The organism is Lentzea xerophila, assembly GCF_051094245.1.
Classification (GTDB): Bacteria; Actinomycetota; Actinomycetes; order Mycobacteriales; family Pseudonocardiaceae; genus Lentzea; species Lentzea xerophila.
The window spans coordinates 5,085,237-5,099,631 of the sequence record NZ_CP194934.1; the positions used below are offsets into that span (position 1 = coordinate 5,085,237).

Consider the following 14,395-nt stretch of genomic DNA (forward strand, 5'->3'; position numbering starts at 1 on the left):
CGGATCCTTCGCGAAGTGGTGAGCGCGTGGACTGACGTGACCGTCCCGGACCGGGCGAGCACCCTCCGCAGTTGAGACAGGCACGGACGAGAGTCTATGTTGACTATCGGAGGCTTTCAACTGGTGAAAATCCGGTAATCCGGAGTGCCGTTTCCGTGGGTGGAGACGCTCACCGCGCGAACGAGGGGGAGCAGGCGATGGCGGGGGACCGGTCCCTGGCTGACAAGCTCAACCACCTCTTCGCCCGGCACACCGCGCGTTCCGGCCAGGAGTACAGCAACGAGCAGGTCGCGGCGGCGATCGCCGACACCGGCGTGACCATCTCCCAGAGCTACATCTGGCAGCTGCGCAAGGGCAAGAAGGACAACCCGACGTTCAAGCACCTACAGGCGCTGGCGGGTTTCTTCGGCGTACCGGTGAGCTACTTCTTCGACGACGAGGTCACCGACCGCGTCGACGAGCAGCTCAAGTCACTTCAGGACGAACAGACGCGCCTCAACGAGATCACCTCGGGCAGCGACGCGCAGCTCATGGCGATGCGAGCGGGTGAGCTGTCGCCGGACCGGCGGCGCCTCGTCATGGAACTGCTCGACGTCGTCTACCGACAGGAACAGGCCGAACGCGGCGAAGGATGAACTCGTGGCCGAACGCGATCTGCGCAAGCGGTGCCGCCGCCTGCTGAACGAGCTGGACATCCAGCCGCCACTCGACGTCGAGGAGCTCTGCCGGCGCGTCGGTGGCCAGCGGGGCAGACCGATCCGGCTGATCGCGCACCCGATTCCGGTGCCCGGCCCGTACGGCGTGTGGATCGCCACCGCCAAGGCCGACTACATCCTGTACCAGCGGGAGACGTCGAAGGCGCACCAGAACCACATCATCCTGCACGAGCTCGGGCACCTGCTCGCCGGTCACACCAGCGACGAACATGACGACGACCTGCTCACGGGCCTCTACCCCGACCTCGAACCGGACGCGGTGCGGCGGGCGTTGCGGCGCACCTCCTACGACAGCGCGCACGAGCGTGAGGCCGAGACGGTCGCGACGATCATCCTGGAGTGGGCGTCGGTGCTGGACAAGGTCGCGCCGCGCGCGTCCGAGGGCCCCGCACGCCGCATGTCGTCCTCGCTCGCCGACCGGCTGGGGTGGCTCTGACGTGGAGTACCTGAAGGAGACCCAGGGCATCGTCGCGTTCTCGGCGCTGGCGGTGGTGCTGTACCTGCTGGTGCGGCGGCCGCACGACCCGCGCCTGCGGTCGGTGACGGGCCTGGTGGCGGGCTGGGCGATCGGGTACCCGTTCGGCCGGGCCGCGGCCAGTGGCAGGTGGTTCCTCGGGCTCGACCCGATGGTCTGCCAGCTGGTCCAGCACGCGATGCTGCAGGTCGGCGTGTACGGCCTGATCTGCTTCTTCATCTTCTCCGCGCTGGACGACTCCCGTGCGAAACGGCAGGCGTTGCTCCAGCTCGTGCCGCTCGCGCTGTGCATCTCGGTCATGACGTGGGCCGTGCTCGCGATCCCGGACGACCTGAGGGTGGCGGCGGCCCGCGTGCCGAACTCGCTCGGCGGCGGGCCCACGGGCGTCCTCGCCATCACGGTGTTCTACGCGCTCGGCAACGGCTACCTGCTCTACGGCTTCGCGGCGATGTTCGTGTGGGCCCGCCGCTACGCCCGCGGCGCCGAACCGAGGCTGCGCCGGGGTCTGCTGATCACCTCGACGGGCCTCGCGCTGCTGGTGCCCGCCGACGCGATCTTCGTGTCCTCGAACGTCTCGCGCTACTTCGGCGAGCCGCTCCCCCGCTGGCTGCTGACCACGGCCGTGTGGTTCCTGCTGCCGGGCGTGCTGCTGTGCGTCGTCGGAGTCGTCTACCCGATCGCGGCGATGCGGTTCGCGGCGATCCGGTTGTGGCTGCGGCACCTGCGCGTCTACCACCGGCTGGCTCCGCTGTGGACGCTGCTGCACCAGTCGTTCCCCGAGGACGCCCTGCACCGCGTGCCGTCGCGGCGCGACGCGCTCTCGTTGCGGGGCGTGCACCGGCGCTACTACCGGCGCGTGATCGAGTGCCGCGACGGGCTGGTGCGGATCAGCCCGTACGTCGCCGAGGCGCCGGATGCGCTGCCGTTGTCCGAACGGCTGCGGGCCGGGCTGGAGGCACGCAGGTCGGGTGCGGTGACGATGCGGCTGCCGATCGCGCTGGCCGTTCCCGAGGACGACGGGATGGACGCGGACGTGCGCGAACTCGAAAAGCTCGCGGTGGCTCTCCGCTGAGCTTATGGTCCCCGTGTGGACCTGCCCGTGATGCCGCCGGTGAAGCCGATGCTCGCGAAGTCCGTGCCCGCGTTGCCGCGTGGGGACGGACTGGCCTACGAGCCGAAGTGGGACGGCTTCCGCTGCATCGTGTTCCGCGACGGCGACGAGGTCGAGCTCGGCTCGCGCAACGACAAGCCGCTCACCCGGTACTTCCCCGAGGTGGTCGAGCTGCTCAAGCAGGCGCTGCCGCCGCGGTGCGTGGTGGACGGCGAGATCGTGCTGGTCACGCCGGACGGGCTGAGCTTCGACACGCTGCAGCTGCGGCTGCACCCGGCGGCGTCGCGCGTGCGCAAGCTCTCCGTCGAGACCCCCGCGAGCTTCGTGGCGTTCGACCTGCTGGCGTGCGGCGACGACGACGTCACCGGGCTGGCGCTGGGCGAGCGCCGGAAAGTGCTGGAGCAGGTCGTCACCGAGGTCCCCGGCTGCTACCTGACACCGTCCACAGCGGACCCCGACGTCGCGCAGGACTGGTTCACCCGGTTCGAGGGCGCGGGCTTCGACGGCGTGATGGTCAAGGCGCTGGACGGTGTCTACGAGCCGGACAAGCGCGTGATGTTCAAGGTGAAGCACGAGCGAACGGCCGACTGCGTCGTCGCGGGCTATCGGCTGCACAAGGACGGCGAGAGCGTCGGATCGCTCGTGCTCGGTCTCTACCAGGACGGCGAGCTGCACAACGTCGGTGTGGCGAGCAGTTTCACCGCGGCGCGGCGGCGGGAGCTGGTCGACGAGCTCAAGCCGCTGCTCAACCCCGCTGAGCACCCGTGGAGCGCGTGGGCGACGTACGAGGGACCCGGCATGAACAGCCGGTGGAACCCCGAGAAGCAGCTTCAGGTCGTGCTGCTCGAACCGACCCGCGTGGCCGAGGTGCGGTACGAGCACGTGCAGGGCGGCCGTTTCCGGCACACGGCACGTCTGGTGCGGTTCCGTCCCGACAAGATGCCTGCGGAGTGCACCTACGAGCAGTTGGAAGAGGTACCGCCCGCCGAGTTGGACGCGCTGTTCGGTGAGGCGGAGCGCAGGCGGACAATCGAGCGGTGAAGGTGATCAGGCGCAACGGCACGCACGAGATCGAGATCCAGCGGTCGCGGTTCCTGTGCCACGTCGCCCGCGTCTCCTCCGACCAGGAAGCCTCCGAGTTCTTCGCGCGCGTGCGCAAGGAGCACTGGCAGGCCTCGCACAACTGCACGGCGTTCCGGACCCGCGACACGCAACGCTCGTCCGACGACGGCGAACCCGCCGGTACCGCCGGTGTGCCCATGCTCGAAGTGCTGACACGACGCGATCTGGTCGACACGGCCGTTGTCGTCACCCGCTACTACGGCGGCATCAAGCTCGGTGCCGGTGGACTGGTCCGGGCGTACGGACGGGCCGTGTCGGAGGCCATCGACGCGCTCGGCACCCTGACCCGTGAACGGCACGACTCCCTTCTCCTGGCGGCGGACCACGACCAGGCGGGAAAGCTGGAGAACGCGCTGCGTGCGGCCGGGTACCACGTCGCCGGCACCGAATACGGTCACGACGTCACCTTCACCGTGCTGACGAAGGACCCGGAGGCGTTCGAGGTGTGGCTCGCCGCTCAGACCGGCGGTTCCGTCACCGCGATCAGGGGCGAGCCCGTGGACCTCGACAGCTAGAACCACCCTGTTCAGGCCACTGAAAGCCCGGCGGCGCGCTTCGGCCGGAACCTGAAGCGCGCCGCGGAACCCGCTATCCGTTACGTGCAGGGTTGTTAGGTGCAGGGCAGGGCGTCCGGATCAGCGCCCGCCTTGGGCACCCACCGGACGTTCGCGAACGACGCCTGGAACGCGCCGTCGGTGTAGACCAGGAACGGCGTGTTGATGTTCTCCAGGTCCAGCCCCTTGTCGGAGAAGCAGGAGACCGGGATCTTGACGGTCGCCTTCTGTCCGACGGGCAGGTCGCGGAACGCCTGCGTGGCATCGATCTCAGCCATGCACGGGTACACGCAGTGCGCGCTGATGACCGTGCGGTTGGCCGGGGCCTGGTGCACGATCACGTCGAACTGGATGGCCGCGTTGGCGTTGCCGTAGCCGCGCAGGTCGCTGACGGCCGGGCTCTGCAGGTACACCTGCGCGGGACCGGTACCCGTCCACGTCGTCTTGAGCGCGTCCTGCTGGACGTTGACGTCGGACTGCACGACGTTGATCTCGGCGTGTGAGGCCTGGCCGTCGGGACCGATCTCGGTGCCGCTCCAGTTCTCCGCGGAGCCGATCATGCTCTTGTACGGCGCGATGTCCGTGCGGTTGAAGACCTCCAGGTCCTCGGTCGCCGTGCCACCGCCACCACCGGTGCACAGCGCGCCGGGGCTGGTCTCGTCGAGCTTGCCGACGTTGCCGGTCTGCCAGTCGCGCAGGCCGTAGCCGAGCTTGAACAGCGGGGTCTTGGCCGGTTCACCGGGCAGCGCCGGGCAGGCCTCGGCCGGCCACGAGTAGGACAGCTTGCCGCTGAACCCGTTGTGGCGTCCCCGGATCAGCAGGTCCGCGATGCCCTGGCCCTCGGTGCCCGGCAGCCAGGCGGCCACGAACGCGTCGGAGCGGTTGATCTCCTTGTTCATGTACAGCGCGCGGCCACCGACGTAGACGGTGACGACGGGCGCGCCCTTGCCGGACACCTTGTCCAGCACGGCGAGATCCTGCGGCTGCAGCCGCGCGGCCTCGAACGAGCGCTTGCCGAGGTCGCCCACGCCCTCCGCGTACGGCGTCTCACCGATGACGGCGATGACGGCGTCGAACTGCGCCGGGTCGACGCCCTCCGCGGTCTCGGCGAACGTGACGTTCGCGGCGCCCAGGGTGTCCTGGATGCCCTTGAGGATGCTGGTGGCGTTGGGGAAGTCGGCGTTGGTGTTGCCGGTGCCCTGCCAGGACAGCGTCCAGCCACCCGTCTGGTTGCTGATGCTGTCCGCGCTCTTGCCGACGACGAGGACCTTGCTGCGCTTGGAGATCGGCAGCACGCGCTTGTCGTTCTTCAGCAGCACGGCGGACTCGCGCACGGCCTCGCGGGCGAGTTCCTTGTGCAACAACGCCTTCTGCTCGCCGGCGTGCTCGCGCTGCGACGGCTTGGGCGCGTCGAACGTGCCGGCGCGCAGCTTGACGCGCAGGATGCGGGTGACGGCGTCGTCGATGCGCGCCATCGAGATCTCACCGGCCTCCACCTGGGCGATCGTGTTGGCGATGAACGCCTTCCAGTCGTGCGGCACCATGATGATGTCCATGCCGGCGTTGATCGCCTGCGCACAGCTGGCGTTCGTGCAGCCCGTGACCTGCCCGATGCCGTTCCAGTCGGAGACGAGCAGGCCGTCGAAGCCCATCTTCTCCTTGAGGATGCCGGTCTGCACGTACTTGCTGCCGTGCACCTTGCCCTCGTTGATGACGTCGTTCGTCCAGCTGTTGAACGAGATCATCACCGTCTGCGCACCCGCGGCCAGAGCACCGTAGTAACCCTGCCCGTGCACGTTGATCATCTTCTGCTCGGTGGACGGGTTGACACCCTGGTCCTTGCCACCGGTCGTGCCGCCGTCACCGAGGAAGTGCTTGGCGGTGGCGATCACGCCATCCTCGCCGATGCGCTTCTTCGCGTTGTCCTGCAAGCCCTTGACGGCCTCGTAGCCGTAGGCGCGGGTGATCCGCGGGTCCTCGGAGAAGCCCTCGTAGGTACGACCCCACCGGTCGTCCTCGACGACGGCGAGCGTGGGCGCGAACGCCCAGTCCTGCCCGGTCGCCCGGATCTGCTCCGCGGTCGCCTCGCTGATGTCGCGGACGAGGCACGGGTCGTGCGCGGCACCGAGGTTGATGTTGTGCGGGAACACCGTCGAGCCGAAGACGTTGTTGTTGCCGTGCACCGCGTCGATGCCCCAGATGACGGGGATCTTGGTACGCGTCTGCTTCGACGCCTCCCAGTAGGCGTCGGCCAGCGCCAGCCAGTCCTGCGGCGTCGCGCGCTTGTTGCCACCGGGGAAGCTGCCGCCACCGTTGAGGACCGAGCCGAACCCGTAGGTCTTGACGTCCTCGGCCGTGATCGCGGCGATCTCCGGCTGCGTCATCTGGCCGACCTTCTCGGCCAGCGTCATGTCCTTGAGGATCGCCCTGATGCGGGCCTCGTCCCTGCGGTCGCCGTCGAGCTGGCTGTCGACCTTGGGCCAGTCCTTGAGCGTGGGCAAGGACTTCTCGATGCGGGCGCACCCGTGCTGAGTCCTGGGCTGCCCGATGACCGTCTGCTTCGGTCCGTGCTGCGCTTCCGGCGCCGCCGCCACCGCCGATGTCGCGCTGGCGGCGAGCGTCAACCCCAGCACTGCGGCGAGAGTGCTTCTCCAATGCATGCCGCAGATCCTCAACGGCGTGTTACGTCCGCGTCAATGGGAACGCTCTCACGACTTTGTTCCGGAAACTTTCAGGAGGAAGTTCCCATACCGGACCTGTGCGTTTGTGTGGGGTTTTGGGGACGGGTGGGCTGGTGGCGTGGGCTGGCTGGGCGCGCCGGTTGGGTGGGCTGGGGTGCTGCGGTTGGTGGTTTGGGTGCGGCGGTTGGGTGGCCGCCCAAGTTGATTGGACTGGTTGCTGTTCCAAGCGGAGAGGGCGCGTGGCGTGCGTGATGTCGCCTTGCGTGCGTGGCTGCGTGTGCCGTGACGAGCCGGGTCGATTCATCGCCGCTTCGCGACGATTGCGATTGGGCTTGACTTCGGGGCCCTTGCGAGATTCTGGTTCGGCCTGAAAAGGCCGGGCATAAGGAGCCCGGCCGATCTCTTCAACGGTAGCATCTCGCACCCGAAGTCAAGCCCAAATCGCGCGGTGGTTGCGTTATCACCGCTGGTCAGCGGGGCTTGCTTGGTTGTCTCGGCTTCGCCGTCATCGTTGTTGAAAGGGCTGCTCGGCTTCGCCATTTCCTATTCCGGGCGGTAGGCGCCTCGGCTTCTCCATTGGCCGATCCGTGCGATAGGGCGCTCGCGTTTGCGCCTTTGTGTGGGATGCACGCGTCGTTCTGGCGTGCGCGGACGGCGGAAAGCGCCCGGTTCCCGTAGGGCCAGAGGCCGCGGGAGGGCCGTCAGCCCTCAATGGCGCTCCCGGCGCAGCACCTCGTCCTTACCCAGGGTCCGGGCCACCGCGTGCGGGTCCGGGCTACTGCGTTTGCGTGGGGTTTGGGGCCGGTTGCTGGTGTCGGCGGGCCAACTCGCGGTGGGGCGGCTCCCGCGGAGGGGTCACCTGCCGTGCGTTCGCGTCACCCTGGGTAGGTGCTTGCATCGCCGGTGCTACAGCATTCGGCTGTCGAATCCCGCGCCGATCAGGCGGTCGTACGCGGCAAGGACGTCGACCGGTACGTCCTGCTCCACCGCGAAGCCCCGCCGCGGGTAGTCGACGACCCGTTGGAGGTCGCCAACGAGCATGTCGATCACGAGCTTTCCGTCACCGATGGACCGGACGTAGTCGTCGAACTTGAGCGGCTCGGAGGCGCAGACGACCTCGACCTCTGGCCACACCTTCCGGCACGTGGCGTATGCGCGGCGTTCCATGTAGGGCTTCGAGATCAACAGTACCGAACGAGGCTCGCGACCAGTCGCCGCCAGAAGCTCACGCGACAGCACGACGTTCTGGCCGGTGTTGCCTGCCTGTGGCTCCACCAGGATGGCGCTGTCCGGCACGCCGAGCGTCAAAGCGTGCTCGCGGTAATGCACCGCCTCACCGCGTGGAAAGCGGGCGGCCGTGGTCAGGCTGTTGCCCCCGCTGAACACGAGCAGCGGGAACAGCCCGGCGTGGTACAGCTCGGCGGCAAACGTCGCCACCCCAAGGTCGTGGCTTCCCAAACCGATGGCCACGTCGACTGGTCGAGGCGCGTGCCCCATCTGGTGGTAGTCCCAGATGCTTTCCGCGTCACGCCACTGGTCGTCGCTGATGCCCTCGATCACAGTGATGCGCTCCTAGTTCAGCCGCTCGAAGGGACTGCGAATGGCCTCGATACTGGAGAGTTGGTGGGACATGCCGAACGTACGCGACGTGCCGGCCGCCTCGTCCAGCAGCCGCAGGCCGCTCTCCGAGGTCACGCGATCAGACAGCAGGATGTGGGCGTGCGCTGTCTGCAGCCTGACACGTTGCATCGGGGAATCCGAGCGGTTCGCCAGCGCCACGTCGATGTAGCGCGAGGCGGCGCCGAGCGCACCTGCGCCACGATGCGCGAGAGCCATCTTCTGGTGAGCGACCGACCAGTCATCGGGCTCGTCGAGCTGCTCGAAACGGCGGATCGCTTCAGCCATGACCGTCACCGTGTGGTCGTTGGACCCCTTCTTGCTGAGCGCTGTTCCCACCCATAGCAGCGCACGCGTGCGATCACGCGGGCTGAGCCGCTGGTCGCCGGCCAGCGCCTCGTACCTACGAGCAGCAAGTTCGAGTCGCCCGCTCATCTCCTCCACGACCGCTAGTGACAACTCGACCTGTGCCGCGCGCCGGGGCACGCCCAGCTCCTGGAAGAGCTGGTGCGCGCAGCGGTAGGTGTGCGGCGCCGCCAGCGCTCCCTGGATGTCGCCCTGGTCTCGTTGAAGGTCACCGAGCAGCACGAGGGATCTGGCGTGCAGGTGCAACCCGTGCCCGTCGAGCTCCTGCGGTGTGAAGCGCCTCAGCCAACGGTCGATGAGGCTGCCCGCGAACTTGAAGTCCTGCTGAGCGAGACATGCCGCCGCGCGGCCCCAGGTCGTCTGTCCACGTCTCGTAGTCCCATTCCCTCGGACCACTTCGGTAATAGTCGCGAACGGGCGCCTCGCCGTCCTGCCGCAGCAGCAGCTCGAACCTCTGTCTGGACTCCACGTCACCAGTGGACAATGCAGTGTCCAGAATGGACTGCATGAACGGCCGCGGGGTGGTCCGGGCGCCAAGCGATTCCCACTTCGTGACGGTTCGGACGCCAACGCCGAGACGTTCCGCGAAGGCGCGCACGCTCAGGCGCAACGCGCGGCGCAGCGCCCGCGCCTCACGACCCGTCCACTGAGCCGGCGACCCCATGTCCGCGACCTCCTCCGCGAGACTCATGCAACCACGGCGGCACCGATACCTGCACCGCAAGTACCACGGAAGTGCCACATCGGTTCCTTCCCCGCGAAACGGGCTGTGACCAGGCTGTTCAGCAGGAGACAACACTTCTCGGAGATCAGGAGATGACAAAATGTCAGCTTTCGCGTGCATTTCGCCGGCCATCTCGACCGAGGTCCGGCACCGACTGCGTCAGCAGATCGCCGCCGAACATTCGATCACGATCATCGAGGCGGATCGGATCATCACCGACACCATCAGCTTTCTCACGGTGTGCGCGACGAACCCGCACAAGCAGTTCCGGCCGAGTAAGCAGGTGGACATCGGCTGGCACCAATTCATCCTCAACACGCACGACTACGCCGACTTCTGTGATCGGACCGCCGGACGGTTCATCCACCACGTGCCGGAAGAGTTCGTGGCGCCGGTGCGCCGCGCGACAGCGGACGTCCTCGCCCCTACCGTGGAGGCGATCAAAGCCGCCGGGCTGCCCTTCCACCCCGGGTTGTGGTCGACCGGCGAAGGACGTTGTTCGCAGTGCCACGCGGGCTGTACCAACTGCGGGCAGGGTGGCGGCGAAGACCCGAACTGAGGAAGACGGATGAACGGTCGCCTGGAGTGGCAGGACCTGCCTGCTGGTGTGCGTGCGGCCGTGCAGGCGCACACCGGTCCGGTCATCAAAGCCGAGAACTCGTCCGCCGGACGCAACTCCGCATTCTCGTCCTCGCTGACCACCGCCGGCGGCCGGGTGTTCTGCAAGGGCGGCAGGACCGAAGGCGCTCAAGCGATCATGCATCGCAACGAAGCGGCTGTGAACCCGTTCCTTCCGGAGAACCTCGCCCCGCGACTGTTGTGGCACGTGGAGCAGGACGGCTGGCTGCTGCTCGGGTTCGAGCACGTTTCCGGGCAGCACGCCGATCTCTCCCCCGGCTCGCCCGATCTGCCGCTTGTGGTGGACGCCGTGCGCACGATCAGCACGATCACGCCTCCGGATACCCCGCGCCGGATGATCGCCGACCACTGGAGAACCGCTCTGGCCGGCGGCACCACGGGTGAATGGGCGGCACGAGCGCCGCTGCACATGCGCGGTGAGACGGTGGTCCATTCCGACCTTAACCCGCTGAACATCCTCGTCGGCGACACGGCACGCGTGGTCGACTGGGCCTGGTGGCGGGTTGGTGCGGCCTGGATCGACCCCGCGTTCGTCGTCGTCCGGCTCGTCGCGGAAGGTCACACTCCCACGCAGGCGGAACAGTGGGCGGCCCAGTGCGACGGCTTCCGGCGAGCGCCTGCCGAGGCGATCACCGCGTTCGCGGCCTCGCTGGTGTGCTTGTGGGGACGGAGGTTCGCGGGCACGGCTGCTACCGAGGCGGCCCAGAAGTGGGCGGAGCACCGGATGGCGGAAGGCCCCCGGTTCCCGTAGGAACCAGGGGCCGCCGGAAGGGCTGTCAGCCCGCGAGGGCGCGCACCCGCCGCAGCACCTCGTCCTTGCCCAGGGTGCGGGCCACCGCGTGCAGGTCCGGGCTGCGGGTGGAGCCGGTCAGCGACACGCGGATCAGCTGCGCCGCCTCCTTGATCGAGCCGGGGTAGGCGTCCGGGTTCTTCTTGAACTCCCTGGGGTTCGGCGCGAAGCCGTGCTTGGTCGCGAGCTCACGGATCTGGCCGAACCACTCCTGGCCGTCCTCGAGGTCGGCGTAGCCGTCGGCGAAGTCGGCGGCGAACGCGGAGATCAGGTCCGGGGACAGGCCGCCGAGGCGCTCGTCGGTGCGGTCGGACACGAGCGGGAACAGCGACGGGAAGAAGAAGCCGTAGGCCGTGCGGAAGTCCGACCACTTGCGGAGGTCCTTGCGCGGGTTCGCGACCTCCGGACCGCGCTCGACCTGCAGGGCCGCGAGGGCGGCGTCGTGCTCCGCGGACAGGACGTCCACCAGTTCCGGGTCGTACTCGGAGGCCCACTCGGACACGCGCGAGATGATCTCCGGTCCCGACAGCGTGGCCACGTAGTCGGCGGCGATGTCCTCGAGCTTCACGAGGTCGACCAGCGGGCCGGCGACGCCGCACTCGGCCAGGTTGATCGGCGCCGCGAGGGCCTCGGACAGCGGGAGGTCGGCCAGGCGGGCGTTCACCAGGCCACGCAGGTAGTACTTCACGGCCTCGGCCGGGAAGCCCGCCTCGATGAAGAACTCGACGGAGGCCTCGGGGTCCTTGCGCTTCGAGAGCTTGCGCCGGGAGCCGCCCTGCTGCTTCATCAGCGGCGCGATGTGGGCGTACTCGACGCGCTCGAAGCCCAGGGCGTCGAACAGCTGCAGGTGGGTCGGGACGGAGGAGATCCACTCCTCGCCGCGGATCACCAGGTTCACGCGCATCAGGTGGTCGTCGACGGCGTGCGCGAAGTGGTACGTGGGCAGGCGCGGCGACTGGTCGGACGCCTTCAGGATGACGACGTCGTTGCGGTTGGCCTCATGCTCCAGCTCGCCGCGGATCGCGTCCACGAACTTCGTCCGCTCCCCCGCCTTGCCCGGCGAGCGGAAGCGCACGACGTACGGGCGGCCCTCGTCCAGAGCGGCCTGAACGTCCTCGGCGGTCTGGTCGCGCCAGATCGCCCAGCGGCCGTAGTAGCCGGTGGGGAGCTTGGTGGCCTGCTGGCGCGCGGTGATGTCCGCGAGCTCTTCCTTGGTCGCGAAGCACAGGTACGCGGCGCCGGAACGCAGCAGCTCGCGCACGTACGTCAGGTAGATCTGCTCGCGCTGCGACTGGTGGTACGGGCCGTACGCGCCGGCCGTGCCGGCCTCGTCGGGCTCGATGCCGAAGTAGGTGAACGCCTTGGTGAACTGCTCGACGGCGCCGGCCACCTCACGGGCCTGGTCGGTGTCCTCGACGCGCACGATGTACGAGCCGCCGGACTGGGACGCGAGGTCGCGGTCGATCATGCCGACGTACAGGCCGCCGATGTGCAGGAACCCGGTCGGCGACGGGCCGAGGCGGGTGACCTTCGCGTCGCCGCCCAGACCGCGAGGCGGGTACTGCTCCTCCCAGTGGGACGGCTCGGGCAGGTCCGAGGGGAACAGGGCGTCGACGACGGCACGGTCGAGCATCGCTGAGGGTCTCCAAAACCGGGGAAAGAAAGTAGTCCCAGGTTATCAATGCCGACGGCCGGGGAAAGCCAGTGGGCATGAAGGCAGTCACTTGGCACGGCAAACGCGATGTCCGGGTCGACAGCGTGCCCGACCCGATCCTCAAGGAGCCCGAGGACGTCATCGTGAAGATCACGTCCAGCGGCCTCTGCGGGTCGGATCTGCATCTCTACGAGGTGCTCGGGCCGTTCCTCACCGAGGGTGACATCCTCGGGCACGAGCCGATGGGCATCGTCGAGGAGGTCGGCGCGCAGGTCACCGACCTCAAACCCGGCGATCGGGTGGTGATCCCGTTCAACGTCTCCTGCAACACGTGCGCGATGTGCACGGACGGTCTGCAGAGCCAGTGTGAAACCACTCAGGTTCGCGAACACGGCTCCGGCGCCGCGCTTTTCGGGTACACCAAGCTCTACGGCCAGGTCCCCGGCGGGCAGGCGGAGTACCTGCGGGTGCCGTTCGGCAACACGCTGCCGATCAAGGTGCCGGAGGGTCCGCCGGACGACAGGTTCGTCTACCTCAGCGACGTGCTGCCCACCGCGTGGCAGGCCGTCGAGTACGCGGGCGTCAAGCCGGGCGGCACAGTCGCCGTCCTCGGCCTCGGCCCGGTCGGCGACATGGCCTGCCGGGTCGCGCGGCACCGCGACGTGCGGGTCATCGGCATCGACCTCGTCCCGGAACGCCTGGCCCGCGCCAAGGCCCGCGGCGTCGAGACCATCGACCTCCGTGGTGCCGGCAAGCGCCTCGCCGAGGTCGTCAGGGACCTCACGAACGGCCGGGGCCCGGACGCGGTGATCGACGCGGTCGGCATGGAGGCCCACGGCGCGCCCGCCGCCAAGATCGCGCAGCAGCTCACCGGGATGTTGCCGGACGTGGTGGCACAGCGGTTCATGAAGGAAGCCGGCATCGACCGCCTGAAGGCCCTCTACAGCGCGATCGACATGGTCCGCCGCGGCGGCACGATCTCGATCGTCGGCGTCTACGGCGGCATGGCGGACCCGATGCCGATGCTGACCATGTTCGACAAGCAGATCCAGCTCAGGATGGGTCAGGCGAACGTCTGGCGCTGGGTTCCGGAGATCCTGCCGCTGCTCACCGACGACGATCCGCTGGGCGTCGACGGCTTCGCGACGCACCGCCTGCCGCTCGACGACGCGCCCAAGGCGTACGAGACGTTCCAGAAGAAGAACGACGGCATGGTCAAAGTGCTGCTCAAACCTTGATCGGCATATCCTGCCCCGCATGGCCAAGTACCTGGACGTCCACCCGGTCAACCCGCAGAAGCGCGCCATCGACCAGGCCGTGCGGATCCTGCAGGAGGACGGCCTGATCGCGTACCCGACGGACTCCTGCTACGCGCTCGGCTGCCGCCTGGGCAACAAGGACGGCATCGACCGCATCCGCGAGATCCGCAAGCTCGACGACAAGCACCACTTCACGCTGATGTGCGAGAACTTCGCGCAGCTCGGCCAGTTCGTGCTGGTCGACAACGCGGTGTTCCGCGCGGTCAAGGCAGCCACGCCGGGCAACTACACGTTCATCCTGCCCGCGACGAAGGAGGTGCCGCGCCGCATGATGCACCCGAAGAAGAAGACGGTGGGCGCGCGCATCCCCGACCACGTCGTGACGCAGGCGCTGCTCGACGCGATGGGCGAGCCGCTGCTCACGTCCACGCTGCTGCTGCCCGACGAGGCCGAGCCGCTGGTGCAGGGCTGGGAGATCAAGGAACGCCTCGACCACGTGGTGGACGCGGTGATCGACTCCGGGGAGTGCGGCACCACGCCCACCACGGTGGTGGACTTCTCGAGCGGCGAGGCCGAGATCATCCGCTACGGCGCGGGCGACCCGGCCCGTTTCGAGTAGGGAACGCGGGGGCCCCGCGTTTCCTCCACGGGAACGCGGGGCCCCCGCGTTTCCTCCAGGGAGGACAC

General features: G+C 68.4%; 14 protein-coding genes. 9 read left to right on the top strand and 5 right to left on the bottom strand.

The features are described from left to right. Nucleotides 1-197: 197 nt before the first annotated feature. Genes ACRSBM_RS24310 through ACRSBM_RS24330 form a run of 5 tightly spaced genes read left to right on the top strand, consistent with a single transcriptional unit; the run spans nucleotide 198 to nucleotide 3,939 of the window. A complete protein-coding gene (locus tag ACRSBM_RS24310; RefSeq protein WP_434446315.1) occupies nucleotides 198-635 on the top strand; it encodes a helix-turn-helix domain-containing protein in 438 nt (145 codons plus the stop codon). Nucleotides 636-639: 4 nt separating this feature from the next. Further along, the gene (locus ACRSBM_RS24315; RefSeq protein WP_434446317.1) at nucleotides 640-1,152 is read left to right on the top strand and encodes a hypothetical protein; all 513 of its coding nucleotides are present in this window, start codon (nucleotides 640-642) and stop codon (nucleotides 1,150-1,152) included. A 1-nt stretch (nucleotide 1,153) separates the two neighbouring features. Then, nucleotides 1,154-2,263 (top strand): MAB_1171c family putative transporter, encoded by a 1,110-nt coding sequence (locus ACRSBM_RS24320; RefSeq protein WP_434446319.1) that lies wholly within the window; start codon nucleotides 1,154-1,156, stop codon nucleotides 2,261-2,263. Between the two features lie 15 nt (nucleotides 2,264-2,278). Then, nucleotides 2,279-3,343: an ATP-dependent DNA ligase gene (locus ACRSBM_RS24325; protein WP_434446320.1), complete on the top strand. Its 1,065-nt coding sequence runs from the start codon at nucleotides 2,279-2,281 to the stop codon at nucleotides 3,341-3,343. After that, the gene (locus ACRSBM_RS24330; protein ID WP_434446322.1) at nucleotides 3,340-3,939 is read left to right on the top strand and encodes a YigZ family protein; all 600 of its coding nucleotides are present in this window, start codon (nucleotides 3,340-3,342) and stop codon (nucleotides 3,937-3,939) included. Before ACRSBM_RS24325 ends, ACRSBM_RS24330 begins: the two co-directional genes overlap by 4 nt. A 95-nt stretch (nucleotides 3,940-4,034) precedes the next feature. Here ACRSBM_RS24330 and ACRSBM_RS24335 read toward each other — a convergent pair whose 3' ends face one another. From ACRSBM_RS24335 to ACRSBM_RS24350, 4 genes are all read right to left on the bottom strand, one after another. Beyond that, a complete protein-coding gene (locus ACRSBM_RS24335) occupies nucleotides 4,035-6,638 on the bottom strand; it encodes a glycoside hydrolase family 3 N-terminal domain-containing protein (RefSeq protein ID WP_434446324.1) in 2,604 nt (867 codons plus the stop codon). Nucleotides 6,639-7,565: 927 nt separating this feature from the next. Further along, on the bottom strand, nucleotides 7,566-8,225 hold the full coding sequence (locus ACRSBM_RS24340) for a YdcF family protein (RefSeq protein WP_434453206.1): 660 nt from the start codon (nucleotides 8,223-8,225) through the stop codon (nucleotides 7,566-7,568). A 6-nt stretch (nucleotides 8,226-8,231) separates the two neighbouring features. Then, entirely contained in the window at nucleotides 8,232-8,864 is a 633-nt protein-coding gene (locus ACRSBM_RS24345) for a hypothetical protein (protein WP_434446325.1), read from the bottom strand. Next, nucleotides 8,851-9,498: a helix-turn-helix domain-containing protein gene (locus tag ACRSBM_RS24350; RefSeq protein ID WP_434446327.1), complete on the bottom strand. Its 648-nt coding sequence runs from the start codon at nucleotides 9,496-9,498 to the stop codon at nucleotides 8,851-8,853. The genes ACRSBM_RS24345 and ACRSBM_RS24350 overlap by 14 nt, the downstream gene beginning before the upstream one ends. On the opposite strand from ACRSBM_RS24350, the gene ACRSBM_RS24355 reads away from it, so the two are divergent. After that, nucleotides 9,467-9,925 carry a glycine-rich domain-containing protein gene (locus tag ACRSBM_RS24355; RefSeq protein ID WP_434446329.1) on the top strand — a complete coding sequence of 153 codons (459 nt, stop codon included), beginning with the start codon at nucleotides 9,467-9,469 and terminating at the stop codon, nucleotides 9,923-9,925. The genes ACRSBM_RS24350 and ACRSBM_RS24355 overlap by 32 nt on opposite strands. Nucleotides 9,926-9,934: 9 nt before the next feature. Next, entirely contained in the window at nucleotides 9,935-10,756 is an 822-nt protein-coding gene (locus tag ACRSBM_RS24360; protein WP_434446331.1) for a phosphotransferase family protein, read from the top strand. 25 nt (nucleotides 10,757-10,781) lie between these two features. Here the strand turns inward: ACRSBM_RS24360 and ACRSBM_RS24365 are convergent, their stop codons facing one another. After that, a complete protein-coding gene (locus ACRSBM_RS24365) occupies nucleotides 10,782-12,428 on the bottom strand; it encodes a glutamate--tRNA ligase (protein ID WP_434446332.1) in 1,647 nt (548 codons plus the stop codon). Nucleotides 12,429-12,505: 77 nt separating this feature from the next. On the opposite strand from ACRSBM_RS24365, the gene ACRSBM_RS24370 reads away from it, so the two are divergent. Together ACRSBM_RS24370 and ACRSBM_RS24375 are read left to right on the top strand one after the other, a co-directional pair. After that, nucleotides 12,506-13,687 (top strand): zinc-dependent alcohol dehydrogenase, encoded by a 1,182-nt coding sequence (locus ACRSBM_RS24370; protein ID WP_434446334.1) that lies wholly within the window; start codon nucleotides 12,506-12,508, stop codon nucleotides 13,685-13,687. Between the two features lie 19 nt (nucleotides 13,688-13,706). Beyond that, nucleotides 13,707-14,327, top strand: coding sequence for an L-threonylcarbamoyladenylate synthase (locus ACRSBM_RS24375; RefSeq protein WP_434446336.1), 621 nt, complete (start codon nucleotides 13,707-13,709; stop codon nucleotides 14,325-14,327). Nucleotides 14,328-14,395: the final 68 nt, after the last annotated feature.

What these genes read in the sequence shown, in the direction of transcription:
- ACRSBM_RS24365 (WP_434446332.1), bottom strand. Translation starts at nt 12,428, where the DNA reads ATGCTCGACCGTGCCGTCGTCGACGCCCTGTTCCCCTCGGACCTGCCC.
- ACRSBM_RS24335 (WP_434446324.1), bottom strand. Translation starts at nt 6,638, where the DNA reads ATGCATTGGAGAAGCACTCTCGCCGCAGTGCTGGGGTTGACGCTCGCC.
- ACRSBM_RS24350 (WP_434446327.1), bottom strand. Translation starts at nt 9,498, where the DNA reads ATGGCCGGCGAAATGCACGCGAAAGCTGACATTTTGTCATCTCCTGAT.
- ACRSBM_RS24310 (WP_434446315.1), top strand. Translation starts at nt 198, where the DNA reads ATGGCGGGGGACCGGTCCCTGGCTGACAAGCTCAACCACCTCTTCGCC.
- ACRSBM_RS24360 (WP_434446331.1), top strand. Translation starts at nt 9,935, where the DNA reads ATGAACGGTCGCCTGGAGTGGCAGGACCTGCCTGCTGGTGTGCGTGCG.
- ACRSBM_RS24355 (WP_434446329.1), top strand. Translation starts at nt 9,467, where the DNA reads ATGTCAGCTTTCGCGTGCATTTCGCCGGCCATCTCGACCGAGGTCCGG.
- ACRSBM_RS24375 (WP_434446336.1), top strand. Translation starts at nt 13,707, where the DNA reads ATGGCCAAGTACCTGGACGTCCACCCGGTCAACCCGCAGAAGCGCGCC.
- ACRSBM_RS24370 (WP_434446334.1), top strand. Translation starts at nt 12,506, where the DNA reads ATGAAGGCAGTCACTTGGCACGGCAAACGCGATGTCCGGGTCGACAGC.